The organism is Cryobacterium sp. MP_3.1 (genome assembly GCF_035984795.1).
Taxonomy (GTDB): Bacteria; Actinomycetota; Actinomycetes; order Actinomycetales; family Microbacteriaceae; genus Cryobacterium; species Cryobacterium zongtaii.
In genome coordinates this window covers 21,820-47,624 of sequence record NZ_JAXCHV010000016.1, presented here as the reverse complement: position 1 = coordinate 47,624, position 25,805 = coordinate 21,820, and the positions used below count along the sequence as shown (strand labels likewise).

Annotated in this window: 27 protein-coding genes; 7 read left to right on the top strand and 20 right to left on the bottom strand. The window is 67.0% G+C overall.

From position 1 onward, the window contains the following. Positions 1–116 precede the first annotated feature (116 nt). Genes RCH12_RS11550 through RCH12_RS11540 form a run of 3 tightly spaced genes read right to left on the bottom strand, consistent with a single transcriptional unit; the run spans position 117 to position 3,562 of the window. Positions 117–977 (bottom strand): PP2C family protein-serine/threonine phosphatase, encoded by an 861-nt coding sequence (locus tag RCH12_RS11550; protein ID WP_327016945.1) that lies wholly within the window; start codon positions 975–977, stop codon positions 117–119. Between the two features lie 48 nt (positions 978–1,025). Beyond that, the gene (locus RCH12_RS11545) at positions 1,026–2,090 is read right to left on the bottom strand and encodes an FHA domain-containing protein (RefSeq protein ID WP_327016944.1); all 1,065 of its coding nucleotides are present in this window, start codon (positions 2,088–2,090) and stop codon (positions 1,026–1,028) included. 44 nt (positions 2,091–2,134) lie between these two features. Continuing rightward, positions 2,135–3,562, bottom strand: a complete 1,428-nt coding sequence (locus tag RCH12_RS11540; RefSeq protein WP_327016943.1) for a gamma-aminobutyraldehyde dehydrogenase — start codon at positions 3,560–3,562, stop codon at positions 2,135–2,137. 94 nt (positions 3,563–3,656) lie between these two features. Here RCH12_RS11540 and RCH12_RS11535 point away from each other — a divergent pair, with 94 nt between their 5' ends. Genes RCH12_RS11535 through RCH12_RS11520 form a run of 4 tightly spaced genes read left to right on the top strand, consistent with a single transcriptional unit; the run spans position 3,657 to position 6,486 of the window. After that, entirely contained in the window at positions 3,657–4,139 is a 483-nt protein-coding gene (locus RCH12_RS11535) for an Lrp/AsnC family transcriptional regulator (protein ID WP_088455464.1), read from the top strand. 5 nt (positions 4,140–4,144) lie between these two features. Further along, on the top strand, positions 4,145–5,569 hold the full coding sequence (locus RCH12_RS11530) for an aspartate aminotransferase family protein (protein ID WP_327016942.1): 1,425 nt from the start codon (positions 4,145–4,147) through the stop codon (positions 5,567–5,569). A 32-nt stretch (positions 5,570–5,601) separates the two neighbouring features. Next, positions 5,602–6,060, top strand: coding sequence for a helix-turn-helix transcriptional regulator (locus RCH12_RS11525; RefSeq protein WP_103459662.1), 459 nt, complete (start codon positions 5,602–5,604; stop codon positions 6,058–6,060). A gap of 9 nt (positions 6,061–6,069) precedes the next feature. Then, complete coding sequence (locus RCH12_RS11520; protein WP_088455462.1) at positions 6,070–6,486, top strand: VOC family protein; 417 nt, start codon at positions 6,070–6,072, stop codon at positions 6,484–6,486. A 6-nt stretch (positions 6,487–6,492) separates the two neighbouring features. Here RCH12_RS11520 and RCH12_RS11515 read toward each other — a convergent pair whose 3' ends face one another. Further along, the gene (locus tag RCH12_RS11515) at positions 6,493–7,722 is read right to left on the bottom strand and encodes a DUF4192 domain-containing protein (RefSeq protein WP_327016941.1); all 1,230 of its coding nucleotides are present in this window, start codon (positions 7,720–7,722) and stop codon (positions 6,493–6,495) included. Between the two features lie 133 nt (positions 7,723–7,855). Between RCH12_RS11515 and RCH12_RS11510 the strand changes: the two genes are divergently transcribed. Next, a complete protein-coding gene (locus tag RCH12_RS11510) occupies positions 7,856–8,491 on the top strand; it encodes an acetate uptake transporter (protein WP_103431203.1) in 636 nt (211 codons plus the stop codon). 72 nt (positions 8,492–8,563) lie between these two features. Here RCH12_RS11510 and RCH12_RS11505 read toward each other — a convergent pair whose 3' ends face one another. The 3 genes from RCH12_RS11505 to RCH12_RS11495 are packed head-to-tail and all read right to left on the bottom strand — an operon-like array spanning position 8,564 to position 13,214. Continuing rightward, entirely contained in the window at positions 8,564–10,522 is a 1,959-nt protein-coding gene (locus RCH12_RS11505) for an ABC transporter ATP-binding protein (protein ID WP_103431202.1), read from the bottom strand. Continuing rightward, positions 10,519–12,252, bottom strand: a complete 1,734-nt coding sequence (locus RCH12_RS11500; RefSeq protein ID WP_327016940.1) for an ABC transporter ATP-binding protein — start codon at positions 12,250–12,252, stop codon at positions 10,519–10,521. The genes RCH12_RS11505 and RCH12_RS11500 overlap by 4 nt, the downstream gene beginning before the upstream one ends. Further along, positions 12,252–13,214 carry an aldo/keto reductase gene (locus RCH12_RS11495; RefSeq protein ID WP_103431200.1) on the bottom strand — a complete coding sequence of 321 codons (963 nt, stop codon included), beginning with the start codon at positions 13,212–13,214 and terminating at the stop codon, positions 12,252–12,254. Before RCH12_RS11495 ends, RCH12_RS11500 begins: the two co-directional genes overlap by 1 nt. A 132-nt stretch (positions 13,215–13,346) precedes the next feature. Between RCH12_RS11495 and RCH12_RS11490 the strand changes: the two genes are divergently transcribed. Beyond that, positions 13,347–13,856, top strand: coding sequence for a methylated-DNA--[protein]-cysteine S-methyltransferase (locus tag RCH12_RS11490; protein WP_103431199.1), 510 nt, complete (start codon positions 13,347–13,349; stop codon positions 13,854–13,856). Continuing rightward, positions 13,853–14,458, top strand: a complete 606-nt coding sequence (locus tag RCH12_RS11485) for a DNA-3-methyladenine glycosylase I (RefSeq protein ID WP_327016939.1) — start codon at positions 13,853–13,855, stop codon at positions 14,456–14,458. Before RCH12_RS11490 ends, RCH12_RS11485 begins: the two co-directional genes overlap by 4 nt. Here RCH12_RS11485 and RCH12_RS11480 read toward each other — a convergent pair. The 13 genes from RCH12_RS11480 to RCH12_RS11420 all read right to left on the bottom strand — a co-directional run bounded on the left by RCH12_RS11480 (position 14,455) and on the right by RCH12_RS11420 (position 25,769). Further along, positions 14,455–15,456, bottom strand: a complete 1,002-nt coding sequence (locus tag RCH12_RS11480) for a malate dehydrogenase (protein ID WP_327016938.1) — start codon at positions 15,454–15,456, stop codon at positions 14,455–14,457. The two genes, RCH12_RS11485 and RCH12_RS11480, sit on opposite strands and share 4 nt — an antisense overlap. 9 nt (positions 15,457–15,465) lie before the next feature. After that, entirely contained in the window at positions 15,466–16,236 is a 771-nt protein-coding gene (locus RCH12_RS11475) for a YaaA family protein (protein ID WP_103431196.1), read from the bottom strand. A gap of 23 nt (positions 16,237–16,259) precedes the next feature. Next, positions 16,260–16,526 carry a F0F1 ATP synthase subunit epsilon gene (locus tag RCH12_RS11470; RefSeq protein WP_103431195.1) on the bottom strand — a complete coding sequence of 89 codons (267 nt, stop codon included), beginning with the start codon at positions 16,524–16,526 and terminating at the stop codon, positions 16,260–16,262. Positions 16,527–16,528: 2 nt separating this feature from the next. Continuing rightward, positions 16,529–17,992, bottom strand: coding sequence for a F0F1 ATP synthase subunit beta (gene atpD, locus RCH12_RS11465; protein WP_088455452.1), 1,464 nt, complete (start codon positions 17,990–17,992; stop codon positions 16,529–16,531). 18 nt (positions 17,993–18,010) lie between these two features. Beyond that, positions 18,011–18,910 carry a F0F1 ATP synthase subunit gamma gene (locus RCH12_RS11460; protein WP_088455451.1) on the bottom strand — a complete coding sequence of 300 codons (900 nt, stop codon included), beginning with the start codon at positions 18,908–18,910 and terminating at the stop codon, positions 18,011–18,013. A gap of 88 nt (positions 18,911–18,998) precedes the next feature. Continuing rightward, positions 18,999–20,636, bottom strand: a complete 1,638-nt coding sequence (gene atpA, locus RCH12_RS11455; protein WP_088457895.1) for a F0F1 ATP synthase subunit alpha — start codon at positions 20,634–20,636, stop codon at positions 18,999–19,001. Between the two features lie 87 nt (positions 20,637–20,723). Further along, positions 20,724–21,521, bottom strand: coding sequence for a F0F1 ATP synthase subunit delta (locus tag RCH12_RS11450; RefSeq protein ID WP_088455450.1), 798 nt, complete (start codon positions 21,519–21,521; stop codon positions 20,724–20,726). A gap of 5 nt (positions 21,522–21,526) precedes the next feature. Next, a complete protein-coding gene (locus RCH12_RS11445; protein WP_327016937.1) occupies positions 21,527–22,084 on the bottom strand; it encodes a F0F1 ATP synthase subunit B in 558 nt (185 codons plus the stop codon). Positions 22,085–22,095: 11 nt separating this feature from the next. After that, complete coding sequence (gene atpE, locus RCH12_RS11440; protein ID WP_088455448.1) at positions 22,096–22,326, bottom strand: ATP synthase F0 subunit C; 231 nt, start codon at positions 22,324–22,326, stop codon at positions 22,096–22,098. A gap of 57 nt (positions 22,327–22,383) precedes the next feature. Then, the gene (gene atpB, locus RCH12_RS11435) at positions 22,384–23,169 is read right to left on the bottom strand and encodes a F0F1 ATP synthase subunit A (protein WP_088455447.1); all 786 of its coding nucleotides are present in this window, start codon (positions 23,167–23,169) and stop codon (positions 22,384–22,386) included. Positions 23,170–23,347: 178 nt separating this feature from the next. Beyond that, complete coding sequence (locus RCH12_RS11430; RefSeq protein ID WP_327016936.1) at positions 23,348–23,848, bottom strand: hypothetical protein; 501 nt, start codon at positions 23,846–23,848, stop codon at positions 23,348–23,350. Continuing rightward, entirely contained in the window at positions 23,845–25,071 is a 1,227-nt protein-coding gene (locus RCH12_RS11425) for an MraY family glycosyltransferase (protein ID WP_088455445.1), read from the bottom strand. The genes RCH12_RS11430 and RCH12_RS11425 overlap by 4 nt, the downstream gene beginning before the upstream one ends. Then, positions 25,071–25,769 carry an L-threonylcarbamoyladenylate synthase gene (locus RCH12_RS11420; protein WP_103431192.1) on the bottom strand — a complete coding sequence of 233 codons (699 nt, stop codon included), beginning with the start codon at positions 25,767–25,769 and terminating at the stop codon, positions 25,071–25,073. The genes RCH12_RS11425 and RCH12_RS11420 overlap by 1 nt, the downstream gene beginning before the upstream one ends. Positions 25,770–25,805 lie beyond the last annotated feature (36 nt).

Genomic DNA, 25,805 nt, shown 5'->3' with positions numbered 1-25,805 from the left:
TCTCGAACGGTCGAAGGAACCGACCGGATTGCCTGCCTGCTTGCCCTGCCTGATCGCAGGATGTGGTCATCGTCACGGGTATCGACGACCCTGCACAATTGTACGGCTGCGGGTCGTCAGGCCCCGGCAGCGGCGTCGGCCGCGTCGTCACGAACACCCTCGTCATGAACACCCTCGTCATGACTACCGTCGAGATCGTCGACGCTGAGCACGTCCAGGACTATCGCGGTCACGTTGTCGCGGCCGCCGTTCTCCAGCGCCGCGGTCACCAGGGCCGCGACGGCGTCCTCGGCCTTCGGGTTCGACAGCAGAAAATGCCGGATGCCGTATGCGGTGAGCTCCTTGGTGAGCCCGTCCGAACAGACCAGGATGCGCTGGCCCGCCGTCAGCGGCAGGATGCGATAGTCGGGCACCGGTGGTTCGTGGAATCCGACGGCCCGGGTGATCACGTTTCCGTGCGGATGCACATCCGCTTCCTCACGGGTGATCCGGCCGGCATCGACGAGCTCCTGCACCACCGAATGGTCGACCGTCACCTGCTCCAGGACTCCGGAGCTGAGCTGGTAGACCCGCGAGTCGCCGATGTTGTACGCGATGAACTGCGGGGCATCCGAGACGATGGCCACGGCGACGCCGGTGACGGTGGTGCCGGTGCCCAGGTCGGTGACGCCTTCGCCGGCCTTCATGTCGTCGACGGCGAGGGCGAGGGCCCGGTTGATGGCCTCTGCCGTCGTGTCAGCGTCGCCGCCCAGTTCGGCGAGTCGGGTCACCACAGCCTTGCTGGCGACATCGCCGGCGGAATGGCCGCCCATGCCGTCGGCCACCGCAAAAATGGGTGATCGGGTTACCAGGCTGTCTTCATTGACTTCGCGGCGATGACCAACGTCGGTGAGCGCGGACCAGGCCAGGGTGACGGATTTCTTCACCGCGGGGAGCGCGATCGTGTGGCTGGGTGAGCCTTGACCTATCTGGGTCACGGGTGGTGCCTTCCGAATACAAACGTGCGGCAACGCAGCGAACGACGGTCAGTCCGCTGGCAGTATCTCGATCAGGTTACCGTCCCCGATGTCCACCGTTGTACCGGGCAACACCGTGAGCGAGGCTCCGAAGCGCAACCGCTGGGTGCGACCGAGGGGAAAATGAACCAGTGTGCCGTTCGTCGAACCGAGGTCGGTGACGACGACCGCGTCGCCGTCCTGCCGGATTTCGAGGTGATTCGCCGAGACGAGCGCTGTCGCTGAGTCCACCACGATCAGTTCCAGCCGCTCACCGGGCTGGATGCGCCGGGGCCGGGGGCTCCGCCCGATCCGGTACACCGCGCCCAGCCGCACCTCCTCGCCGGTGGCCAACCTGAACCCGTGGGGCCCCGGCCGGTCGGCGGGTTCGTCGGCGGCAGATTCGGCGGCGGATTCGCCGGCGGAGGGGTCGGCCGGTTCGCCCGACGGCTCGACGGCCGGTGCACCGGCGGCCACGACGACAACACGGTCACGCATCCGCCGGTCAAGCACGACGGTGTCGTCCACGATCCGCCTGGGGCGAAGCACCGTGTCAGCGGTGCCGTCCGGTTCCCCGGCGACCGACCAGAACAGGGTGTCACCGGCGTCGATGCCCGTGCCCAGCATCCGCCCGGCACCCAGCCGGTCGGCCCGAGCGACGGCGGCCAGCGGTGAGCCGATCACCAGCCCGGTCACGGACTGGAACTCCGCCAGCAGCCAGGGCCTGATGTTGCGGTCGGTGAACCGGCGGGATCCGCCTATCGAGAAGACGTCCACGGCGATGGCTCCACGCACGACGGCGTGCACGGGGATGCCGTCCTGCGTCGGGTCGTCTCCGTTTGCCCCGTCGCCAGCGCGGCGGACGCCCGGCACGATCACCGCGAACGCGTCCGGTTCTCCGGCACCGCCCAGCGGGATCAGCGACACGAGCGCCTCGAGGGTGACGGCGGTGTCAGCGGCGAGGGCGTGCAGGGCGGCCACGACAGGGCTGGCGGTGCCGGCGGGCACAACGGCCAGGAACCCGCGGCCCACCACGAACGTCCATTCGGCGCTCTCCAACGGCGCGGTCTCGCAGCCGACCCGTCCCAGTTGCATCAGGCTCCCTCGTTCCTTCGATGCTAAACCCGACGGCGGCCGACTCAGCCGATGTAGCTCATCACGTGCTTGATCCGGGTGTAGTCCTCGAAGCCGTACATGGACAGGTCTTTGCCGTAGCCGGAGTGCTTGAACCCGCCGTGCGGCATCTCGGCGACGATCGGAATGTGGGTGTTGATCCACACGCAGCCGAAGTCCAGCCGCTTGGCCATCCGCATGGCCCGCCCATGATTGGACGTCCACACCGACGAGGCCAGCCCGTACTGCACGTCGTTGGCCCAGGCCAGGGCCTGGGCTTCATCGGTGAAGCTCTGCACGGTGATCACCGGGCCGAAGATCTCCCGCTGCACCGCCTCGTCGGTCTGCCGCAGCCCGCTCACCACGGTGGCCTCGTGGAAATAGCCGGTGCTGCCCTGCCGGTGGCCGCCGAGCTCGACCACGGCGTGGTCGGGCAACCGGTCGATGAAGCCGGTCACCTGGGCCAGCTGGTTGCGGTTGTTCACCGGTCCGAACAGGATGCCCGCCTCGCTCGGCGGCCCGGTGCGGGCGTTCTGGGCGGCGTGGGCGGCGAGCGCCGCCACGAACTCGTCGTGGATGCCGGCCTGCACGAGCACCCGGGTGGCGGCCGTGCAGTCCTGGCCGGCGTTGAAGAAGCCTGCCGCGCTGATGCCCTCAACGGCCTGCGCGATGTCGGCGTCGTCGAAGACGATGACCGGCGCCTTGCCGCCGAGCTCCAGGTGCACCCGTTTGAGGTCGGTGGCGGCGGCCGTGGCCACCTCCATGCCGGCGCGCACCGATCCGGTGATCGAGACCAGTTGCGGGGTCTTGTGGTCGATCATCGCCGCTCCGGTGTTGCGGTCCCCCATCACCACGTTGAACACCCCCGGCGGCAGGAACTCCGCCGCAACTTCCGCCAGCAGCAGGGTGGCGCTCGGGGTGGTGTCGGAGGGTTTGAGCACCGTGGTGTTGCCGGCGGCGAGCGCCGGGGCGAACTTCCACACCGCCATGTTCAGCGGGTAATTCCACGGTGTCACCTGACCGACGACGCCGATCGGTTCCCGGCGGATGAAGGAGGTGTGGTCCTTCAGATACTCGCCGCCGCTTCTGCCCTCGAGCACCCTGGCGGCGCCGGCGAAGAACCGGATCTGGTCCACCGACACCAGGATCTCGTCGTCGACGAGGGTGCTGCGCGGTTTGCCGGTGTCCCGGGATTCCGCGTCGGCGAATTCCTCTGCGCGCGCCTCGACGGCGTCGGCGATGCGGAACAGGGCCAGCTGGCGTTCGGCGGGGGTGGATTCGCCCCAGCCCTCGAACGCGGCCGCGGCGGCCCGGTAGGCCGAATCCACGTCGGCGGCGGTCGATACCGGGCTGGTGCCGTAGCTCTGCTCGGTGGCAGGGTCGATGAGGTCGATGGTGGTCGCTGAGGTGGACTCGACGTGGTCGCCGTTGATGAAGTTACGTAGCGCGCTCATGCGCGTCAGCCTAGCCGCCCGGAATCCGTTGTGAAACTCGTGTTTGACGACTGATTCACTTGCCGCATAGCCCCTTGACTGTCACAATCGGGTGATGAGCAGCAATGGACGCGGCAGTGCGGGTCGGCCCGCGCAACTGGACGATGTGTCCAAGAAGATCATCGAGCAGCTGCAGGTGGACGGCCGGCGGTCCTACGCCGAGATCGGCAAGGCTGTCGGTCTGAGCGAAGCCGCGGTGCGCCAACGCGTGCAGAAACTCACCGAGGCCGGGGTCATGCAGGTCGTCGCGGTGACCGACCCCATGCAGCTGGGCTTCTACCGGCAGGCCATGATCGGCATCCGCGCCACCGGAGACACCCGGGTCCTGGCCGATCAGCTCGCCGCGATCGCCGCCGTCGACTACGTCGTGCTCACCGCAGGTTCCTTCGACATCCTGGCCGAGGTCGTCTGCGAGAACGACGACGAACTGATCGCCCTGCTCAATTCACAGATCCGCGCGCTTGAGGGGGTCGCCTCGACCGAGACCTTCGTCTACCTCAAGCTTCACAAACAGTTGTACAACTGGGGAACACGGTAACCGCGATGACCATCACAGAACCCACTACCGGCCCGCGCGTCTACACCGACGCCGAGAACGCCGACCTGCAGCAGAAGGCGAAGGACCACCTCTGGATGCACTTCGCCCGCCAGTCGGTGCTGGAATCCGGCACCGGTGTTCCCGTCATCACCAAGGGGCTGGGCCACCACATCTGGGACTCCACCGGCAAGCGCTACATCGACGGCCTGAGCGGGTTGTTCGTGGTGAACGCCGGTCACGGCCGCAAACGCCTCGCCCAGGCGGCCGCGACGCAGGCCGAGGAACTCGCGTTCTTCCCGCTCTGGTCATACGCCCACCCGAGCGCTATCGAGCTCGCCGACAGGCTGGCCGAGCATGCCCCGGGCGACCTCAACCGGGTGTTCTTCTCCACCGGCGGTGGCGAGGCCGTCGAAACCGCGTTCAAGCTGGCCAAGTACTACTGGAAGTTGCAGGGCCGGCCCACCAAACACAAGGTGATCTCCCGCTCGGTCGCCTATCACGGCACCACCCAGGGTGCCCTGGCGATCACGGGTATCCCCGCGCTCAAGGAGATGTTCGAGCCGGTCACCCCCGGCGGGTTCAGGGTGCCGAACACCAACTTCTACCGGGCCGATGAGATGGGTTCGGGGCACGGCGACGACGTGGAAGCGTTCGGCCTGTGGGCGGCGAACCGTATCGAAGAGATGATCCAGTTCGAGGGGCCGGAGACCGTGGCCGCGGTGTTCCTGGAGCCCGTGCAGAACTCCGGCGGCTGTTTCCCACCGCCGCCGGGCTACTTCAAGCGGGTACGCGAGATCTGCGACACCTACGATGTGCTGCTGGTGGCCGATGAGGTCATCACGGCGTTCGGCCGGATCGGCAACATGTTCGCCTCGACGACCTTCGGCATCGAACCCGACATGATCACCTGCGCCAAGGGCATGACCAGCGGGTACTCGCCGATCGGCGCAACGATCATCAGCGACCGCATCTACGAACCGTTCAAACACGGCGACACGGCGTTCTATCACGGCTATACCTTCGGCGGACATCCGGTCTCCGCAGCGGTGGCGCTGGCCAACCTCGACATCTTCGAGGAGGAGAAGCTCAACGAGAACGTGCGGGAGAACTCGCCGGTGTTCAGGGCGGAACTGGAGAAGCTGCTCGAGCTGCCGATCGTGGGCGATGTGCGCGGCGAGGGGTACTTCTTCGGCATCGAGCTGGTCAAGGACAAGGCCACCAAGGAGACCTTCAACGACGCGGAGTCCGAGCGGTTGCTGCGCGGATACCTGTCCGGTGCGCTGTTCGAGGCGGGGCTGTACTGCCGGGCGGATGACCGGGGCGACCCCGTCGTGCAGCTCGCACCGCCGCTGACCATCGGCCCGGCCGAGATCCGCGAGATCGGCGACATCCTGCACGGCGTGCTGTCGGAGGCGCCGAAGCACCTCTAGCCGGTCGCTCGGCCCGGTGCTAGCGTGAAATGGTGACTCCGCAGGAACTCGAGATTCTCGCCTGCCTGCGCCGGGCCCGGGACCTGATCGATCGGGAGTACGCGAACCCGCTCGACGTCCCCACCATGGCGCGCCGGGCGCTGATGTCGCCCGCGCACTTTTCCCGCCGGTTCCGGGCGGCGTACGGCGAGACGCCGTACAGCTACCTGATGACCCGCCGGATCGAGCGGGCGATGGCGTTGCTCCGCGGTGGCGCGAGCGTCACGGATGCCTGCATGAGGGTCGGCTGTACCTCGCTGGGCTCGTTCAGCACCCGGTTCGCCGAGATCGTCGGCGAGGCTCCGAGCGCCTATCGGGCGCGCACGCACGCGTCCGTGACGGCCATGCCGGCCTGTGTCGCCCAGACTCACACCCGCCCGGTTCGGCGCCCGCCGGGCACTGCCCGCGAATCGAGCAGGATCCAAGAAGCGCACGGGACGGTAGCGGCCTAGATTCGTCGCATGACAACGACAATCTCACTCCAGTACTGCAACATCACCGTCAACGATGTCGACGAGGCGATCGCGTTCTATCGGGACGCGCTCGGGCTCGAGGTGCGCAGCGACGTGCCGTCCGGAAAATTCCGCTGGGTCACGCTCGGCAGCGATGCCCAGCCCGGTCTCGAGATCGTGCTGTCGGAGCCGCACGCCGGCCGGTCGCCGGCCGACGGCGACGCGCTCCAGGAGCTGCTCACCAAGGGGGTCCTGCCGATGCTCGTGTTCCGCTCGGACGACGTCGACGCGACGTTCGAGACCGTGCGGGCGTCCGGTGCCGAGGTTCTCCAGGAGCCCACCGACCAGCCCTGGGGTCCACGCGACTGCGCCTTCCGGGATCCGTCCGGAAACACCGTGCGCATCGCGCAGGCCCCGGCTGCCTGAACGGGCTCAAAGGTCCGTCTCGTCTGGCACGGCGAACGCCCACTCCGGCAGGTGGCCGCTGCCGATCAGCTGCAACAGCAGCCGCGCCATGCCGTACTCGCCGTCGATGTCCAGAGCCGTGTCGATGTAGATTCCCGCGACCGACCCCTGGCCCAGCGTCCAGCTCAGCCAGGCCAGCATGCACAGCGGCGCCGGCCTGGCCGACCGGGGTGCCATCGCCACGAGCAGCTTGAGCAGCCGGATGCCCCGGCTGACCCGCTCCGGGTCCGGCCGGTCCCGGCTGAGGCCGAGCATCAGGTCCCCGGTCGTCGGCGAGTCCTCCTGCAGGGCCCGGCCGGCCGCGATGTCGGCCTCGACGACGTCGTCCATACTCAGGCCCGTCTCCCGCTGCCGTCTGGCGTAGTGCCGGTTCAGCGCCAGGCTACGGTGGCCCTCGGCCTCGCCGAAGGCGAACTGCAGCATCATCTGGTCGCGCGTGGCCGGACCCTGGATCAGGAAGAGCAGCGCGGCGGCCTCGTCGATGCTGAGCTCCGCGGGGTTCACGCCCAGCGCGGATTCCGCGGTGCCGACAGGGTCGAGCATGTCGCCGACCATCTCGATCAGCTCAGGGACCGGTCCCAGATCGGGGCCGAGCCGTTGGTAGCGGGCCAGGCGCCTGGCGCAGCGTTCCCGGGTGGCGAGGTCCACCCTGGGCAACTCGGCGCCGGTGTGCAGCCGGCCCAATTCACGGCGGGCGTCACGTGGGATTCCCTCGCTGACGCTGGAGTCCGCGATTTCGCGGAGCGGATGCCGCAGCGGCTTTTTGCGCGGCCGGCCGCGGTCAGGTGCGGCGTCCAGGTAGGAGGCCCAGCCATCCGCTGCCACGCACAGGGCGTCGCGCACCAGGAAGCCGGCCTGGCCGGCGCGGGTGAGGATCGCCAGCAGGAACGCGCCCTGCGGCAGGTCGGCGACGTCGGTCGCCGGGTCGTCGCCGATCGACTCGTCGGTGTAGCTCACCGGCACGAGGGCGTCAACGCCGGGAATCTTGCACAGGGTGCCGAGCAGGGCGCCGGCGATGCGCCGCAGTTCCTGCGCACCGGCGTCGGGTCTGGGGAGGTTGAACCGCAGCGCACCGCAGGTGCGGTTGCCGCGGAACGCGACGAGCACCAGGCTCTGGGCGGGGTGGAAGCCCACGAGTTGGGGCACGAGGGCGAGGAAATCCTGGGGAGTCGGGGTCTTCACGATTGTCTTCTGCATGCATCGACGGTGCGCCGGATCCGGCCAGGGCGACCGGACGCCGGCCGACCTGTGCAGAACCTGCCGGGCCGGTGGCCTGTGCACTACTCGGTCGGCGAGGTGGGGCCGCGTGCGGCTGATAATCTCAAAACAAATGAATCAGATCAATACGACGTATCCGGAGGCCCCCGCGGTCTCCGCGACAGCACCCGCCGCACCCGTGTCCGCAGCCCCGTCCCACGGCCCCCTCGCCGATCCCGGCGCCCTCGGCCTGGGCGCGTTCGCGCTCACCACCTTCGTGCTCAGCATGTCCAACACCGGCATCGTTCCCTCCAGCGTCGCCGTCCTCGGCCTCGCGCTGTTCTACGGCGGCATCGCCCAGGTCATCGCCGGCATCTGGGAGCTGCGCAACGGCAACACCTTCGGCGCCACGGCGTTCACCTCGTTCGGTGCGTTCTGGCTGGCGTTCTGGTATCTGGAGAGCACCGGCGGCAATGTCGAGGCCGGCGCCGCCGGCATGGGCACCTTCCTGCTGGCCTGGGCGATCTTCACGCTCTACATGACCGTGGCCGCCAAGAAGACCAACGGCTCGATCTTCATCGTCTTCGTCGCCCTCTCGATCACCTTCGTGCTGCTGGCCATCGGCGCGTACACCGGGATCACCGCGATCCACCAGCTCGGCGGCTGGTTCGGCATCCTCACCGCACTGCTGGCCTGGTACGGCTCGTTCGCCGTGGTCTACAACTCCACCGCCGGCCGCGCCGTCCTCCCCGTCTGGCCCGCCAAATAACTCGCAAACTGTGAGAAAAGCCCCAGAAACTCGACGTTTCTGGGGCTTTTCTCATGGTTCGCGGGGCCGGGGCTACTCGATGGCTGCTGCGAATTGGGAGTCGTAGAGGGACCTGTATGCGCCGTCGGCTTCGAGCAGCTCGGCGTGGCTGCCCTGCTCCACGATCCGGCCCGCCTCCATCACCAGGATCAGGTCGGCGTCGCGGATGGTCGACAGCCGGTGCGCGATCACGAAGCTGGTGCGGTCGGCGCGGAGTGCCTTCATGGCGTGCTGCACAAGCACCTCGGTGCGGGTGTCGACGGAGCTGGTGGCCTCGTCGAGGATCAGCACACTGGGCCGGGCCAGGAACGCCCGCGCGATGGTGAGCAGCTGCTTCTCCCCCGCGCTGACGTTGCCGCCCTCGTCGTCGAGCACGGTGTCGTAGCCGTCCGGCAGCGAGTGCACGAACCTGTCAACGTAGGTGGCCGTCGCGGCCTCGAGGATCTGCTCCTCGGTGGCGTCCGGCCGGCCGTAGGCGATGTTGTCGCGGATGCTGCCGCCGAACAGCCAGGTGTCCTGCAGCACCATGCCCATCCGGCCGCGCAGGTCGTTGCGGGTCATCCGGGCGATATCCACACCGTCCAGGGTGATCCGGCCCCCGTCGAGCTCGTAGAAGCGCATCATCAGGTTCACCAAGGTGGTCTTGCCGGCGCCGGTCGGGCCCACGATCGCCACGGTCTGGCCGGGTTCGGCCACCAGGTTCAGGCCCTGGATGAGCGGCTTGTCGGCGCTGTAGCTGAAGGACACGTCCTCGAACACCAGTCGCCCGCGGGTCTCCGCGGGCGTCTCGGCCGGGTCGGCGTCCGGGGTCTGCTCGTCGGCATCCAGCAGCTCGAAGACCCGCTCGGCGCTGGCAACGCCGGACTGCAGCAGATTGGCCATCGAGCCCAGCTGCGCCAGCGGCTGGGTGAACTGCCGGGAGTACTGGATGAACGCCTGAACGTCACCGAGTTGCATGGCCCCCGACGCCACTTGTAGGCCACCGACGACGGCGATGGCCACGTAGACCAGGTTGCCGATGAAGGTCATGGCGGGCATGATCATGCCGCTGACGAACTGGGCGCCGAAGCTGGCCTCGTAGAGTTCGTCGTTCTTCGCGGCGAAGCGCTGCTCCACCTCCTTCTGCCGGCCGAAGACCTTGACCAGGGCGTGCCCGGAGAAGGTCTCCTCGATCTGGCCGTTGAGCTCCCCGGTGTGCGCCCACTGCGCCACGAAGAGCCTCTGCGACCGCTTGGCGATCAGCACCGTGGTGACCAGGGTCAGCGGCACGGTGACCAGCGCGATCACGGCGAGCAGCGGCGAGAGCAGCAGCATCATCACGATCACGCCGATGACGGTGAGCAGCGACGTGACCACCTGGCTGAGCGACTGTTGCAGGCTCTGCGAGATGTTGTCGACGTCGTTGGTCACCCGGCTGAGCAGCTCACCGCGCTTGACGGTGTCGAAGTAGCCCAGCGGCAGCCGGTTGATCTTGGCCTCGATTTCCTCGCGCAGCCTGAACACCGTGCGCTGCACGACGGCGTTGAGTACCAGCGCCTGCAGCCAGCTGAACACCGACGCGAGGATGTAGAGCGCCAGCACCCAGAACAACACTGCAGAGAGGGCCGCGAAGTCGATGCCGAGGCCTGGGGTGAGGGTCATGGCGCTGAGCATGTCGGCCTGCGCGGTGTCGCCGGATGCGCGCAGCCCGGCGATCACCTCGGCCTGAGTGGCCCCGGCCGGCAGCGCCTTGCTCACGACGCCGGAGAAGATCAGGTTGGTGCCCTCGCCGAGCAGCCGGGGGCCGATCACCGAGAATGTGACGCTGATCACGGCGAGCACCAGCACCAGCGCCAACCACACCCGCTCGGGGCGGAGCGTGCCGATCAGGCGTTTGGCGCTCGGCCCGAAGTTCATCGCCTTCTCGGCCGGCATGTTCATGCCGCCGAACGGGCCGCCGCCCCGCGGTGGGCGTGCCGGTACCTTGTCGTCGGCGGTTTCGGTGTCGCTCATGAGGTGGCCTCCGCTGCCAGCTGGGATGCCGCAATTTCCTGGTAGGTCGACGAGGTCGCCAGCAGCTGTTCGTGGGTGCCGCTGGCGACGATGCGGCCGTCTTCGACGACGAGGATCTGGTCGGCGTCGAGGATCGTGGACACCCGCTGGGCCACGATGATCATGGTCGCGTCGGCGACGTCCGCAGCCAGGGCCGCCCGCAGCCGGGCATCCGTGGCGAGGTCGAGCGCCGAGAACGAGTCATCGAAGATATACAGCTCCGGCCGTTTCACCAGCGCCCGGGCGATTGCGAGGCGTTGCCGCTGGCCGCCGGAAACGTTGGTGCCGCCCTGGGCGATGGCGGCGTCGAGGCCGCCGTCGAGGCGTTCGACGAAGTCGCGGGCCTGCGCGGTCTCCAGCGCCTGCCAGATCTCGGCCTCGGTGGCATCCGGCTTGCCGTAGAGCAGGTTGCTGCGCACGGTGCCGGAGAACAGGTAGGGCTTCTGCGGAACCAGGCCGATGTGGCCCCAGAGCAGGTCGGGGTTCAACTCGCGCACGTCGACACCGCCGAACAGCACGGTGCCGCTGGTGGCATCGAACAGGCGCGGCAGCAGGTTGACCAGGGTGGTCTTGCCCGAACCGGTGCTGCCGATGATGGCGGTGGTGAACCCGGGTCTGGCCACGAAGCTGATGTCGCTGAGCACGGGCTGTTCGGCGCCGGGGTAGGCGAAGCTCACGCCCCGAAGCTCCAGCTCGCCGTGCCCGTGCGTCTGGTTCACCGGGTTCTCCGGAGGGCGCACGCTGGAGGCGGTGTCGAGCACCTCGCCGATCCGGTCGGCCGACACGGTGGCGCGGGGGATCATCACGGCCATGAAGGTGGCCATCATCACGGCCATCAGGATCTGCATCAGGTAGCTGAGGAACGCGATCAGGGTGCCCACCTGCATCGAGCCGTCTTCGATGCGGAACGCACCGAACCAGATCACGGCGACGCTGGAGACGTTGAGCACCAGCATCACCACGGGGAACATCAGCGCCATCAGCCGGCCGGCCTGCAGGGCGGTGTGGGTGACGTCGGTGTTGGCCTGGCCGAAGCGGCGGGTCTCCACGTCTTCGCGCACGAACGCGCGAATGACCCGGATACCGGTGAGCTGTTCGCGCAGCACCCGGTTGACGGTGTCGATGCGCACCTGCATCACCCTGAACAGCGGCACCATGCGCACGATGATCAGCCCGACGGCCACGAGCAGCACGGGCACGCTGACGGCGATCAGCCAGGACAGTTCGAGGTCCTGGCGCATCGCCATGATCACCCCGCCGATGCAGAGGATGGGCGCTGAGACCAGCAGGGTGCAGGTGGTCAGCACGAGCATCTGCACCTGTTGCACGTCGTTGGTGGAGCGGGTGATCAGCGAGGGGGCGCCGAATCGGCTGACCTCCTGCTCGGAGAATTCTCCGACCCTGGTGAAGACCGCCCCGCGCAGGTCACGGCCGAGGGCCATGGCCGCCTTGGCGCCGAAGTAGACGGCGATGATGGCGCAGATGATCTGGCCGAGGGTGATCAGCAGCATGATCCCGCCGACGCGGAGGATGTAGCCGGTGTCGCCGGTGGCCACGCCCTCGTCGATGATGTCGGCGTTCAACGATGGCAGGTAGAGCGACGCGATCGACTGCGCCAGCTGGAAGACGACGACGGCCACCAGCAGGCGCCAGTGCGGCCGGAGGTAGCGAACGAGCAGTGTCCAGAGCATCAGGCGAAGAGGGCGGAGATGTAGGCGACGTCGTCGGCCGTGGGCCGCCAGGTGGTGGCGGCCTCGGCGTTCTGCACGATCTGCTCCGGCTTGGTGGCGCCGGCGATCACGCTGGTGAGTCCGGGCTGGGCCAGGAGCCAGGCCAGGGTCGCGGCCAGCATGCTCACGCCGCGGTCGTCGCAGAACTGCTGGTAACGCTCGATGGTGTCCCAGGGGGCGTCGTCGAGCAGGTGCCGGCGGATGGTCATGATGCGGCTGTCCGCCGGGCCGCCCTCACGACTGAACTTGCCGGTGAACAGCCCGTTGTAGAGCGGAAAGAACGGCAGGAAGCCCAGGCCGTAGGCGTTCACGGCGGGCAGGACCTCGTCTTCGGCGTCGCGCACGAGCAGGCTGTACTCGTTCTGCGCCGAGATGAAGGCCGGGTGATGGTTGATCCTGGCGGTGAATTCGGCTTCGGCGATCTGCCAGCCGGCCAGGTTGGAGTGGCCGATGTAGCGGATCTTGCCCTCACGGATGAGGTCGTCCAGGGTCTCGAGGGTCTCCTCGATGGGGGTGTTGGCGTCGGGCCGGTGCAGTTGGTACAGGTCGATCCAGTCGGTCTGCAGGCGGGTGAGCGACGCTTCGACGGCCAGACGGATGTAGCGGCGGGAGCCGCGGGCGTCCCAATCGGGGCCGTTCGCGCCGGCCATGTCCATGCCGAACTTGGTGGCGAGCACGATCTGGTCGCGCTTGCCGCGCAGGGCGTTGCCCATCAGGGTTTCGCTGAGTCCGCGTTCCGCGCCGTAGATGTCCGCGGTGTCGAACAGGGTCACGCCGGTGTCGATGGCCGCGTCGATCACCAGGGAGGTGCCCGCCTGGGTCTCGGTGCTGGTTCCGTTTCGGCCGAAGTTGTTGCAGCCCAGACCGATCGTCGAGACGACGAGGCCGGAGTTGCCGAGAGTGCGATAGTCGATCTGAGCCATTGCTACAGACTATTCCTGTGCGGCGATGATGTGACCACCTGCGGCCCCTCCTCCACAGGCCCCTGACCGGCCGGATATTCCCCTGTCCGAAAACCGCCGGAACCGTTCGGGACCGCCGACTACAGTCACACTATGACCAGCGCAGCCCCCACTCCCCCGAACCTGATCCGCGTGCAGAGCCCCCTCGGCGATCTCGAGCTCACGGGCGATGACACCGAGGTCTGGTCCCTGGCCATCATCAGGGACGGCCACCTCCCCCTGGAAGGCCTGCCGGAGGCTCCCAACCCGCTGCTGCGACGCGCCGCCGCTGAACTCGGCGAGTACTTCGCCGGCGCGAGGGTCACCTTCGACGTGCCGGTGCGATTGAACCGCGGCACCGAGTTCCAGCAGAGCGTCTGGCGGGGTCTGGCCGCCATCCCGTTCGGCGATCATCTTTCCTACGGTGAGCTGGGCCGTTCGATCGGCAGGAGCGGCGCCGGCCGGGCGATCGGCGGCGCCGTGGGCGCGAACCCGGCACCGATCCTGGTGGGCTGCCATCGGGTGCTCGCCTCCAACGGACGCATCACCGGTTTCAGCGCCGGCGAGGGCATCCCCACTAAACAGTGGCTGCTGCGGCACGAGGGCATCGAGTTCGTCGGATGACAACGGAGGAGACCGTGATTCCGCGGCCATCCGTCGTCGTCGGTGACGACGGAGTGTCCCGGTGCGGCTGGGCCGCGAACGACGCCGAATACCGGCGCTACCACGACGAGGAGTGGGGCCGGCCGTTGCGCGATGAGCAGCGCCTGTTCGAGAAGCTGTGCCTGGAGGGATTCCAGGCCGGGCTGTCCTGGATCACGATCCTCCGGCGCCGGCCGGCGTTCCGGGCCGCGTTCGCCGGTTTCGACGTCGATGCCGTTGCCGCGTTCACCGAGGCGGACGTGGAGCGGCTGCTCACCGATGAGCGCATCATCCGGCACCGGGGCAAGATCACCGCCACCATCGACAACGCCCGAACCACCGTGGCTCTGGGCGAGAGCCTGACCGAGCTGATCTGGAGCTTCGCGCCGGCACCGCGGAGCGCGCCGCTCACTGATCTGGCCGAGGTGCCGGCGATCACGCCGGAGTCCACCGCGCTCAGCACGGCGCTCAGAGCCCGCGGCTACAGGTTCGTGGGCCCGACCACCATGTACGCGCTGATGCAGTCGAGCGGGCTCGTGAACGACCACGTGCTCGGCTGCCACCTGGCGCCGGCGCCGGCCTAGGCGGATTCTCGCGGGCCGAGCAGCCCCAGGGCACCGACGGCGGCGCGCTCCGCCTGCAGTTCGGCCACCGAGCTGTCGATCCGCGCGCGGGAGAAGTCGTCAACAGCCAGCCCCGGCTCGATCGCCCAGCGGCCGCCCAGGGAGCGCACGGGGTAGGACGACACCAGGCCGGCCGGCACACCGTATGCCCCGTCGGAGAACACTCCGGCGCTGGTCCAGTCGTGACCGGTGCCGTTCACCCAGTCGTAGACATGGTCGACCGTGGCGCTGGCGGCAGACCCCATCGAGGACGCTCCGCGCACGGCGATGATCTCGGCGCCGCGGTTGGCCACCCGCGGGATGAACTCGTTCACCAGCCAGGCCTCGTCGACGAGCTCCCGCACCGGGCGTCCGTCGATGGTGGCGTGGGACACGTCGGGGTACTGCAGCGCCGAGTGGTTGCCCCAGATAGCCACGCCGCTCACCGAGGTGACCGGCACCGACAGGTGCGCCGCGAGCTGGGCGACCGCGCGGTTGTGGTCGAGCCTGGTCAGGGCGGTGAAACGGTCGGCGGGCACATCCGGCGCATGGCTGGCCGTGACCAGGGCATTGGTGTTGGCCGGGTTGCCCACCACGACCACCCTGATGTCGTCGGCGGCGCCGGCGTTGATCGCGGCGCCCTGCGGGCCGAAGATGCGAGCGTTGCCCTCGAGCAGGTCCGCACGCTGCTGGCCGGGGCCGCGGGGCCGCGAGCCCACCAGGATGGCCACGTTGGCGCCGTCGAAGGCCTGCACCGGGTCATCCGTCACGAGCACGTCGCGCAGCAGGGGGAAGGCGCTGTCCTGCAGTTCGAAGGCGCTGCCCTCCGCGGCGCGGAGACCGCTGGGGATCTCCAGCAGGCGGAGCGCGACGGGAACGTCAGGGCCGAGCAATTGGCCCGAGGCGATGCGGAACATCAGCGCATAGCCGATGTTGCCCCCGGCGCCGGTGACGGTGACGTTTACTCGTTGTCTCTGCACGAATTCATACTAGAGGTGACCGGCGACGACGAGTTCGAGTTCGCCGGCGGCGCCGGGCCGCAGGGCGAGTCCGGCCGTCGGCGCCCAGGCGAGCAGCGCGTCGACGGTGTCGAAGGCCTGGCCGTTCTGCAGCAGCGCTCTGGTGAATTCGCCCTTGGCCTTCTTGTTGAAGTGGTTGAGGGCACGGGTGCGGCCATCGGCGCTCTCGGTCACCACCCGCAGGTAGAACCGCCGCGGATGCCCCGCCGCCGGTCCCAGCGACACGTACCCTTCCGAGCGCAGGTCGAGCAGCAGCCCGCCCGAACCATCGGACGCGGTGGCCTCGAGCGCCGCGGACACGTCGGTGGCCCAGTGCTTTTTGAGGGGCAGGCCCGGCAGGCGAGAGTCGTGGGAGAGCCTGTAGGCGGGCACGAGGTCGAGCCCGCCGATGGGTCCGAGCAGCGCGGAGTGCACCAGCAGGTGCCGGCCTGCGAAGTCGCGGGCCGCCGGCGACAGGGTGTCGGCGGCCAACGCGTCGTAGAGCACCCCGGTGTACCTGTCGATGACCGGGGTCGTCGGGGAGGACAGCAGGGCGGCGTTGCGGTCGATCTCGGCGAGTTGGGTACGGCCGAGCTTGAGGGCGCGCACGGTCGCGTCCTGGTCGGCGGCCAGCGCCGCCAGGGCGGCGGTGAGCATGTGGCGGCGACCGGTCAGCGCCGGGAAGGCCAGGGAGTCGATCGCCAGGGGCATGCAAACGCCGCCGGAGCGTTTCGTCTCCGACGGCGGTAGCAATACAAACACAAGGATCCTAAATCAGGCGGCGCCTAAACGAGTGCGGCCCGGCGGGCGACAACGGAGATGATGTCGTTATCCACGGACAGGAACCCGTCGTCAGCCTCGGCGACGACCTTGGTTCCGTCCAGCAGCGTGATGCGAACCTCGCCGCTGGACAGGATGGCCAGCAACGGCTCGTGGCCGACAAGAATACCGATCTCGCCTTCCACCGTGCGCGCGACAACCATGGACGCCTCGCCGGACCAGACCTGCTGGTCCGCCGAGACGAGAGTCACGGTGAGCGAAGCCGAAGCCATGCTTAGCCGTTCTCCTTCTGGATCTGAGCCCACTTCTCTTCGACGTCGTTGATGCCACCGACGTTGAAGAATGCCTGCTCCGACACGTGGTCGAAGTCACCGTTGGCGATGGCCGTGAACGACTCGATGGTGTCCTTGAGCGACACCGTCGAACCCTCGACGCCCGTGAACTTCTTCGCCATGTAGGTGTTCTGCGACAGGAACTGCTGGATGCGCCGGGCGCGGGCCACGGTCACCTTGTCCTCTTCAGAGAGCTCGTCAACACCGAGGATCGCGATGATCTCCTGGAGTTCCTTGTTCTTCTGCAGGATCGCCTTGACGCGAACGGCCGTGTTGTAGTGGTCGGCGCCCAAGTAGCGGGGGTCGAGGATACGGCTGGACGAGGTGAGCGGGTCGACGGCCGGGTACAGGCCCTTCGACGCGATCTCTCGCGACAGCTCGGTGGTGGCGTCGAGGTGCGCGAACGTGGTCGCCGGAGCCGGGTCGGTGTAGTCGTCAGCAGGCACGTAAATGGCCTGCAGCGAGGTGATCGAGTGGCCACGGGTAGACGTGATGCGCTCCTGCAGGATGCCCATCTCGTCGGCCAGGTTCGGCTGGTAACCCACGGCGGACGGCATACGGCCCAGCAGGGTCGACACCTCGGATCCGGCCTGGGTGAAGCGGAAGATGTTGTCGATGAAGAGCAACACGTCCTGCTTGGCGACGTCACGGAAGTACTCGGCCATGGTCAGCGCGGAGAGCGCGACACGCAGACGCGTTCCCGGCGGCTCGTCCATCTGGCCGAACACGAGGGCGGTCTTGTCGAAGACGCCCGCCTCTTCCATTTCGCCGATGAGGTCGTTGCCCTCACGGGTACGCTCGCCGACACCGGCGAACACCGACACACCACCGTGGTCCTGCGCGACGCGCTGGATCATTTCCTGGATCAGGACGGTCTTGCCGACACCGGCACCACCGAAGAGGCCGATCTTTCCACCGAGCACGTACGGCGTGAGCAGGTCGATGACCTTGATGCCGGTCTCGAACAGCTGGGTCTTCGACTCCAGCTGGTCGAAGGGCGGCGGCTTGCGGTGGATGGGCCAGCGCTCGGTGATCTCGATCTTCTCACCGGGCTTGGCGTTGAGGACCTCGCCGATGACGTTGAAGACGCGGCCCTTGGTGACGTTGCCGACCGGAACCATGATGGGCGAGCCGGTGTCCCGGACCTCCTGGCCGCGGACGAGGCCGTCGGTCGGGTTCAGGGCGATGGCGCGAACCAGGTCGTCACCGAGGTGCAGGGCGACCTCGAGGGTGATCTCGGTCGACTCGTCGCCGATGACGATGGTCGTCTTGAGCGCGTTGTACATGCCAGGGATCGAGTCGTGCGGGAACTCGATGTCCACGACGGGGCCCGTGACGCGTGCGATGCGGCCCACAGCGCCGGCTGTGCCCTCTTCGAGGACTGGCGCGATTGCGGTGTCAGTCATTGCTCTCTCTTCTCTGGATTAGTTCTTGGCGGATGAGAGCGCGTCGGCTCCACCCACGATCTCGGAAATCTGCTGCGTGATCTCGGTCTGGCGCGCATTGTTCGACAGCCGGGTGAAGTCCTTGATGAGCTTGTCGGCATTGTCGCTGGCCGACTTCATCGCCTTCTGGCGGCTGGCGTGCTCCGAGGCCGCGGACTGCAACATGGCGTTGAAGATGCGGCTTTCGATGTAGACCGGCAGCAGGGCGTCGAGCACGGTCTCGGGGTCCGGTTCGAATTCGTAGAGCGGCAGCGTGGCGGGCACGTCGCCGGCTTCACCCTCGACGACCTCCAGGGGCAGAAGGCGCACAACCTGGGGAACCTGGGTGACCATGCTCACGAAGCGGTTGTAGACGATGTGGATCTCGTCGACGCCACCGTCATCGGCTTCGCGCAGGAAGGCCGACAGAAGTGCGTCGCCGATCTCCTGGGCGGTGTCGAACTCGGGACGGTCGGTTCCGCCGGTCCACGACTGCTCGGACACACGACGGCGGAAGCTGAAGTACGCCAGGGCCTTGCGGCCGACGAGGTAATAGACGACGTCCTTGCCCTGGTTGCGCAGCAGCTCGCTGAGCTGTTCAGCCTCACGCAGTACCTGCGAGCTGAACGCGCCCGCGAGTCCACGGTCCGAGGCGAAGATGACGACCGCGGCACGGTTGATGACCTCGGGTTCGGTGGTCAGCACGTGCTCGACGTTCGAGTAGGTGGCGACGGCCGACACCGCCTGCGTGATCGCACGCGAATACGGGGTGGAAGCCGCGACTCGCGCCTGCGCCTTCTGGATGCGCGAAGCGGAGATCAACTCCATGGCCCGAGTGATCTTCTTGGTCGTCTGGGCAGACTTGATCTTCTGCCGGTAGACCCGAAGTTGCGCTCCCATGTGTCTCCTGTGCTTGCTTAGATATCGTGTCGATGAGTGTCAAGTACCCGGTCCGAGCCGCCTGGGGCGGCTCGAACCGGATGCGCGGTCAGCGCTTGTGCTTGACGATCTTTTCCTGGTTGACGTCTTCTGCCTTGGTGGCAACGAACTCTTCGCGGCCGACGGAAGCCAGGGGCTTGCCCTCACCGGTCTGGAATTCGCGCTTGAAGGTGTCAACCGCGGTGGTCAGTTCGGCGACGGTGTCGTCGCTGAGCACGTTGGTGTCGCGGAGCGTCGTGAGGATGCCGGTGGTGCGACCGAGGAAGTCGAGCAGTTCGCGTTCGAAACGCAGGATGTCCTCGAGGGGAACCTCGTCCAGCTTGCCGTTCGTACCGGCCCAGATCGAAACGACCTGGTCTTCGACGGGGTACGGCGAGTACTGCGGCTGCTTGAGCAGCTCGGTGAGACGGGCGCCACGAGCAAGCTGGCGACGGCTGGCCGGGTCGAGGTCAGATGCGAACATCGAGAACGCCTCGAGAGAACGGTACTGGGCCAGTTCGAGCTTGAGGGTACCGGAGACCTTCTTGATCGACTTGACCTGGGCGTCACCACCAACACGCGAAACCGAGATTCCCACGTCGACCGCGGGGCGCTGGTTGGCGTTGAAGAGGTCGGACTGCAGGAAGATCTGGCCGTCGGTGATCGAGATCACGTTGGTCGGGATGTAGGCGGCAACGTCGTTGGCCTTGGTCTCGATGATCGGCAGGCCGGTCATCGATCCGGCACCGAGCTCGTCGGAGAGCTTGGCGCAACGCTCGAGCAGACGGGAGTGCAGGTAGAACACGTCGCCGGGGTACGCTTCGCGTCCCGGCGGACGACGCAGCAGCAGCGACACCGCACGGTAGGCCTCGGCCTGCTTGGACAGGTCGTCGAAGATGATGAGAACGTGCTTGCCGGCGTACATCCAGTGCTGGCCGATGGCCGAGCCGGTGTACGGCGCGAGGTACTTGAAGCCGGCCGGGTCGGACGCGGGAGCGGCGACGATGGTCGTGTACTCCATCGCTCCGGCATCCTCGAGCGCACCCTTCACCGAAGCGATGGTGGAGCCCTTCTGGCCGATGGCGACGTAGATGCAGCGAACCTGCTTGTTCGAGTCGCCGGACTCCCAGTTGGCCTTCTGGTTGATGATGGTGTCCACCGCGATGGCGGTCTTGCCGGTCTGGCGGTCACCGATGATCAGCTGGCGCTGGCCACGGCCGATCGGGATCATCGCGTCGATCGCCTTGATGCCGGTCTGCATCGGCTCGTGCACGCTCTTGCGGTGCATGACGCCGGGAGCCTGCAGCTCGAGGGCGCGGCGACCGTCCGTGGCGATCTCACCGAGACCGTCGATCGGGGCGCCGAGCGGGTCGACGACACGGCCGAGGTAACCGTCGCCAACGGGAACGGAGAGGACCTCGCCGGTGCGGTACACCTCCATGCCTTCGACGATGCCGGCGAACTCGCCGAGGACGACGACACCGATCTCGTCTTCGTCGAGGTTCAGCGCGAGGCCGAGGGTGCCGTCCGCGAACTTGATGAGCTCGTTGGCCATCACGCCGGGGAGACCCTGCACGTGGGCGATGCCATCGCCCGCGGTGGTGACGTAGCCGACCTCGGTCGTTGCGGCCTTGTTCGGCTCATAGGACTTGACGAAGTCCTGGAGAGCGTCACGGATCTCATCGGGGCTGATCGTTAGTTCTGCCATCATCTTCCCTTTTCTGTACAGCAGTACAGGCTTTGTCTTTTCGACACGTTACCGTCTCGAGATATGTGTGTTCTGGCAACCCGAAGGTTAGCCAGCAAGCTGCAGTCTCAAGTCCTTGAGACGGGTGGAGACGCTGCCGTCAATGACGTCATCGCCGATCTGTACCTTGAGGCCACCGATGACGGATGCGTCGATGACCTGGTTGAGGGCGACGTTGCGTCCGTACCGGGCCGAGAGCGTCGCGGCGAGGCGGTCCAACTGCCCCTGCTGCAGCGCTGCCGCCACGGTGACCGTCGCAAGGATGCTGTCGGCCTGATCGGCGACGATGGTGGCCGCATCCGTGAGAAGCTCGCCGATACGGCGGCCGCGAGGCTGCTGCACCAGGTGGCGAACGATGACGAGGGTCTGGGGCGACACCTTGTCGGCGAGGAGCGCCTGGATGAGTCCGACCTTGGCTGAGGACTTACCCAGCTTGCTGGTCAGGGCCAACTCGAGTTCGGCATCCGAGGACACCGCCGCACCGAACTGGAACAGTTCGGATCGGATCGACACGTTCGGCTCGGCCGAATCCGCCGTCACCCGCAACGCCAGCTCTTCGAGCGCGGCCAGCAGATCCTGGTGGCTCGACCAGCGGCCGACAGCCACGCTCAGCAGCAATTCGAGAGCGGCGGGCGTGACGGTGGCACCGAAGACCGCACGAACGAGCGCGATCTTGTGCGACTCCTCCGCAGACGAATCGCCGAGAGCGGCGAGAAGCTGAGACGACTCACCGATGACCCGGCCGGCGTCGAACAGGTTCTCACCCGTCGCCAGATCAGCCCACTCGGCGTGGGCGGCGAGTGCCGCCCGCGACGTGGCCAAGGCTTCTCTGGTGGCGCTTCCCATGTGTCTTAGTTCTTTCCGGCCGAAGGGGCCGTGTTCTCGGTGGCTTCGATGTCAACGAGGAACCGCTCGACCATGGCGCTTGCACGCGCATCGTCGTTCAGGCTCTCCCCGATCACGCCGGAGGCGAGGTCGATGGCGAGGGATCCGACTTCACTGCGCAGCGACTGGACAGCGGACTGACGCTCGGCCTCAATCTGTGCCTTCGCGGTTGCCGTGATGCGGTTGGCCTCTGACGTGGCCTGTTCCCGCAGCTCGGCGAGAATGCGCTGACCGTCGGCGCGTGCCTGCTCGCGGATCTGGCCGGCTTCGACGCGGGCAACGGCCAGCTGGGCGGTGTACTGCTCGAGAGCAGCTTCGGCCTTGCGCTGGGCGTCGTCTGCCTTGGCGATGTTCCCTTCGATGGCCTCCGCACGGTCGTCAAGGATCTGACGGAAACGCGGGATCGCGAAGCGTACAAAGAAGACCATGACAACCAGGAGGACGACAAGCGACCAGGTGATGTCGTAGATGGCAGGAAGAAACGGGTTGGTTTCCGCTTCTGCTGCGAGAACAAGCTCAGGCATTGTGGTAATCCCTAGACGAAGATGAAGAATACGGCAACACCGATGAACGCGAGGAGCTCGGTGAACGCGATGCCGAGGAACATGGTGACCTGGAGACGGCCGGCGAGCTCGGGCTGGCGAGCCATGGCTTCAACGGTCTTTCCGGCGACGATACCGATGCCGATGCCCGGGCCGATCGCGGCAAGGCCGTAACCGACGGTCGCGATGTTGCCGGTGATCTCGGCGAGGATGGTGGGTTCCACTAGGTGTTTCCTTTCAATCGAAAAACGACGTCGGTCGACGTAGCCAGTTCAGTTGTGTCAGTGCTCTTCAGCCACGGCTTGTTGCACGTACACGGCGGTCAGAAGGGTGAAGATGTACGCCTGGAGGATGTAGACGGCGAATTCAACAAAGGTGAAGATGAACCCGAACGCGAGTGTTCCAACGCCGAAGAGTCCGACCCATCCACCGGCGGTGAAGAAGAAGAAGTTCGTGGCACTGAAGCACAGCACGAGCAGCAGGTGCCCGACCATCATATTGAGTAGGAGTCGCAGGGCCAGCGAGAGCGGCCGGACGATGAAGATGTTGATGAACTCGATCGGCGCGAGCAGGATGTAGATCGGCCACGGCACACCGGCGGGGAAGAGCGAGTTCTTGAAGAACTTGCCCGGGCCCAACGCCTTGATGCCGGCGTAGATGAACACGACGTAGGCGACCAGGCCGAGCAGCAACGGCATCGCGATGATCGATGTTCCCGAGATGTTCATGAACGGCACCACACCGGTGATGTTCATCGCCAGGATGCCGAAGAACAGCCCGGCCAGGAGGGGCAGGTAACGCCGGCCCATGTCCTTGCCCAGGATCTGGTCTGCGATCTGCACCTGGACGAAGCCGAGGGCGAGTTCCGCGATGCTCTGGTTGCGACCCGGAACCCGGGTGGGCTTGCGCAGTGCGAACCAGAACAGGAACAGCATGAGCGCGATGGCCAGCAGTCGAACCAGGATGATCCGGTTGATCTCGAAGGGCGTGTCTGCGAAGAACAGCGCGGGGAGGCCCAGGAATTCGCCAATCCCCGGAGCGTGGAATTCGCCCTCCTCGGATGCCATGGGAATCAGCAAGTACGCAGCGTTAGACAACAGCGCTATCTCCTGTTTCTGTGCGGACGCACATAGGCGACAGTGGGGGAATTCGGTCTACGGCTCGGGGGCGCACACTGCCACCTGAGAGTGTTTTCACTTTACCAACAATCGCTCTTGGGGACTAATCGACGTGACCGGTGCGCGGTCAGTGCGCGGTCTCATCCGGTGCGCTCGGAAGCGTGACATTGCTCGCGTAGCCCAGACGTGATTTGAAGACCACGATCACGTCGATGAGCATGGTGCCGACGGCCCCGGCGATCACCGTGAGGAAGAGCACCATCGTCTGCACGAAGGGGGCATCGCGCAGCAGGGCCAGGATGACGATGAAGACGACGATCTTCAGCAGCCAGGCACCCATGACGATTCCGAAGAACGCCGCGATGTCGAATCTCATCGCCCCGATGATGCTGGCGGCGGTGATGGACGCGAACAGAACAGCCAACGCGGTGCCGATGAGGGCGCTGATGAGGCCCTCAGTTCCGGCGAACAGGTAGCCGAGGCTGCCGCCGATCACGGCGATCGCGATGGCCAGTAGGCCGGTGTACTTGAGGACCTCGGTGAGGATTTTCTTGGCATCCACCGGCGTCGTCCTGGTCGGTGTGGCTGGCGCGCCTGCGGAGTCGGGGGAATCGAGTGCGGGGGTCATACGGGCTCCTTGGCGTCAGACGCTTCGTCGAGGGGATCAAGCCGGGCAATGGTGGGGACGCCGATGGCGCCGGTCGCCGGGGCGAGCTGGCTGGCGGCCTCGATGGCCTTGCGGCGGCTCAGCGGGGCGAGGGTGACAACCGTGCAGATAACCAGGGCGCTCACCAGGAAGACGGTGGCCCACCAGGTGGGCAGACCGAAGAACACCGGGAGCAGGTAGTAGAGCAGGCAGCCCACCGATGCGGCGGCGGTCCAGGCGTAGAAGATCAGCACGGCGTGCAAGTGCGAGTGCCCCATGTCCAGGAGCCGGTGGTGCAGGTGCTTGCGGTCGGCGCTGAACGGCGACTTCCCGGCGCGAACCCGCCTGAACACCGCCAGGCCGAAGTCGAGCAGCGGGATGATGAGGATCGCCACCGGCAGGATCAGCGGGATGAAGGCCGGGAACAGCTGGGACCGGTTGACGGCCGTTGGGTCGACCTGGCCGGTGATCGCGATGGCCGAGGTGGCCATCAGCAGTCCGACGAGGAGGGCGCCGGCGTCGCCCATGAACATCTTGGCGGGGCGCCAGTTCACCGGCAGGAACCCCACGCAGGCGCCGACCAGGATCGCAGCGATCAGGGAGGCGAGGTTGAAGTAGTTGGTGGGCGAGGTGTCGCGCACCAGCAGGTAGCTGTAGATGAAGAACACACCGTTGGCGATGAGCGCGACCCCGGCGACCAGCCCGTCGAGTCCGTCGATGAAGTTGATCATGTTCATCACGATGACGATGGCCATGACCGTGATCACGATCGACATCCAGGAGGATCCGACGGTGAGTCCGCCGATCGGCAGGGAGAAGACCTGCACGCCCTGCCAGGCCACCAAGCCGGCGGCGATGAACTGACCCAGCAGCTTGGTCATCCAGTCGAGGTCCCAGATGTCGTCGGCGACACCGAGCAGCACGATGAGCAGGGCCGCGCCGAGGATGGCCATGATCTGGTGCGGGTCGGCGAAGATCAACCGCAGCGGCGCGAACTGGGAGGCCACCAGGTAGGACACCCCGAAGGCGACCAGGATGCCCAGGAACATGGCGATGCCGCCCAGCCGCGGGGTGGGCCGGGTGTGCACATCACGTTCACGGATCTTGGGGTACAGCCGGTACTTGTGGGTGAGTTTGAGCACCACGATCGACATGACGAAGGTCACGACCGCCGACACCACAGCCAACAGGAAGAAAAGGGTCATTACACGTCCACTGGGGCGAGAGCGTCGCCGATGACGGCCTCGATCGCGGCTCGGGAGATCACACCGTTCCGCACGATGACCAACTTGCCGCCGTTGGTGGCGAAGCCGGTGGCATCCACGATGGTGGAGGAGGTGTCGCCGGCGCGGTCGCCGATCGGCTCGTAGTCCAGTCCCGCGACTCCCCCGTCGAGGTAGACGGCGACACTGATGCCGAGCATCTCTTCTGCGCCGATGACGTCGATGGCCGAGGGCAGGCCGCTGGTGTTGGCGCTCGAGACGGCGAGTGGGCCGGTCTCGGCCAGCAGGTCCAGGGCCACCTGGTTGCGGGGCATCCGCAGGGCGACGGTGCCCTGGGTCTCACCCAGGTCCCAGACCAGGGAGGACTGCGCGGTGAGCACCACGGTGAGACCGCCGGGCCAGAACTCCGCGACCAGGGCGCGCACGGGCTCCGGCACGTCCTGGGCGAGGGCGTCGAGGGTGGGAATGCCCGGGATGAGCACCGGCGGGGGCGACTGGCGGCCCCGGCCCTTGGCGTCGAGCAGTTTCTGCACGGCCTCGGGGTTGAATGCGTCCGCGGCGAGGCCGTAGACGGTGTCGGTGGGGATGACGACGAGCGCACCGCGGCCGATCGCCGAGCGTGCCAGTCTCATGCCCGTCGAGCGTTCCTCATCGACCGAGCAGTCATAAATACGTGTCATCGGGCACGATTCTAGTGCAGCCAGCCTGTGAGGGCC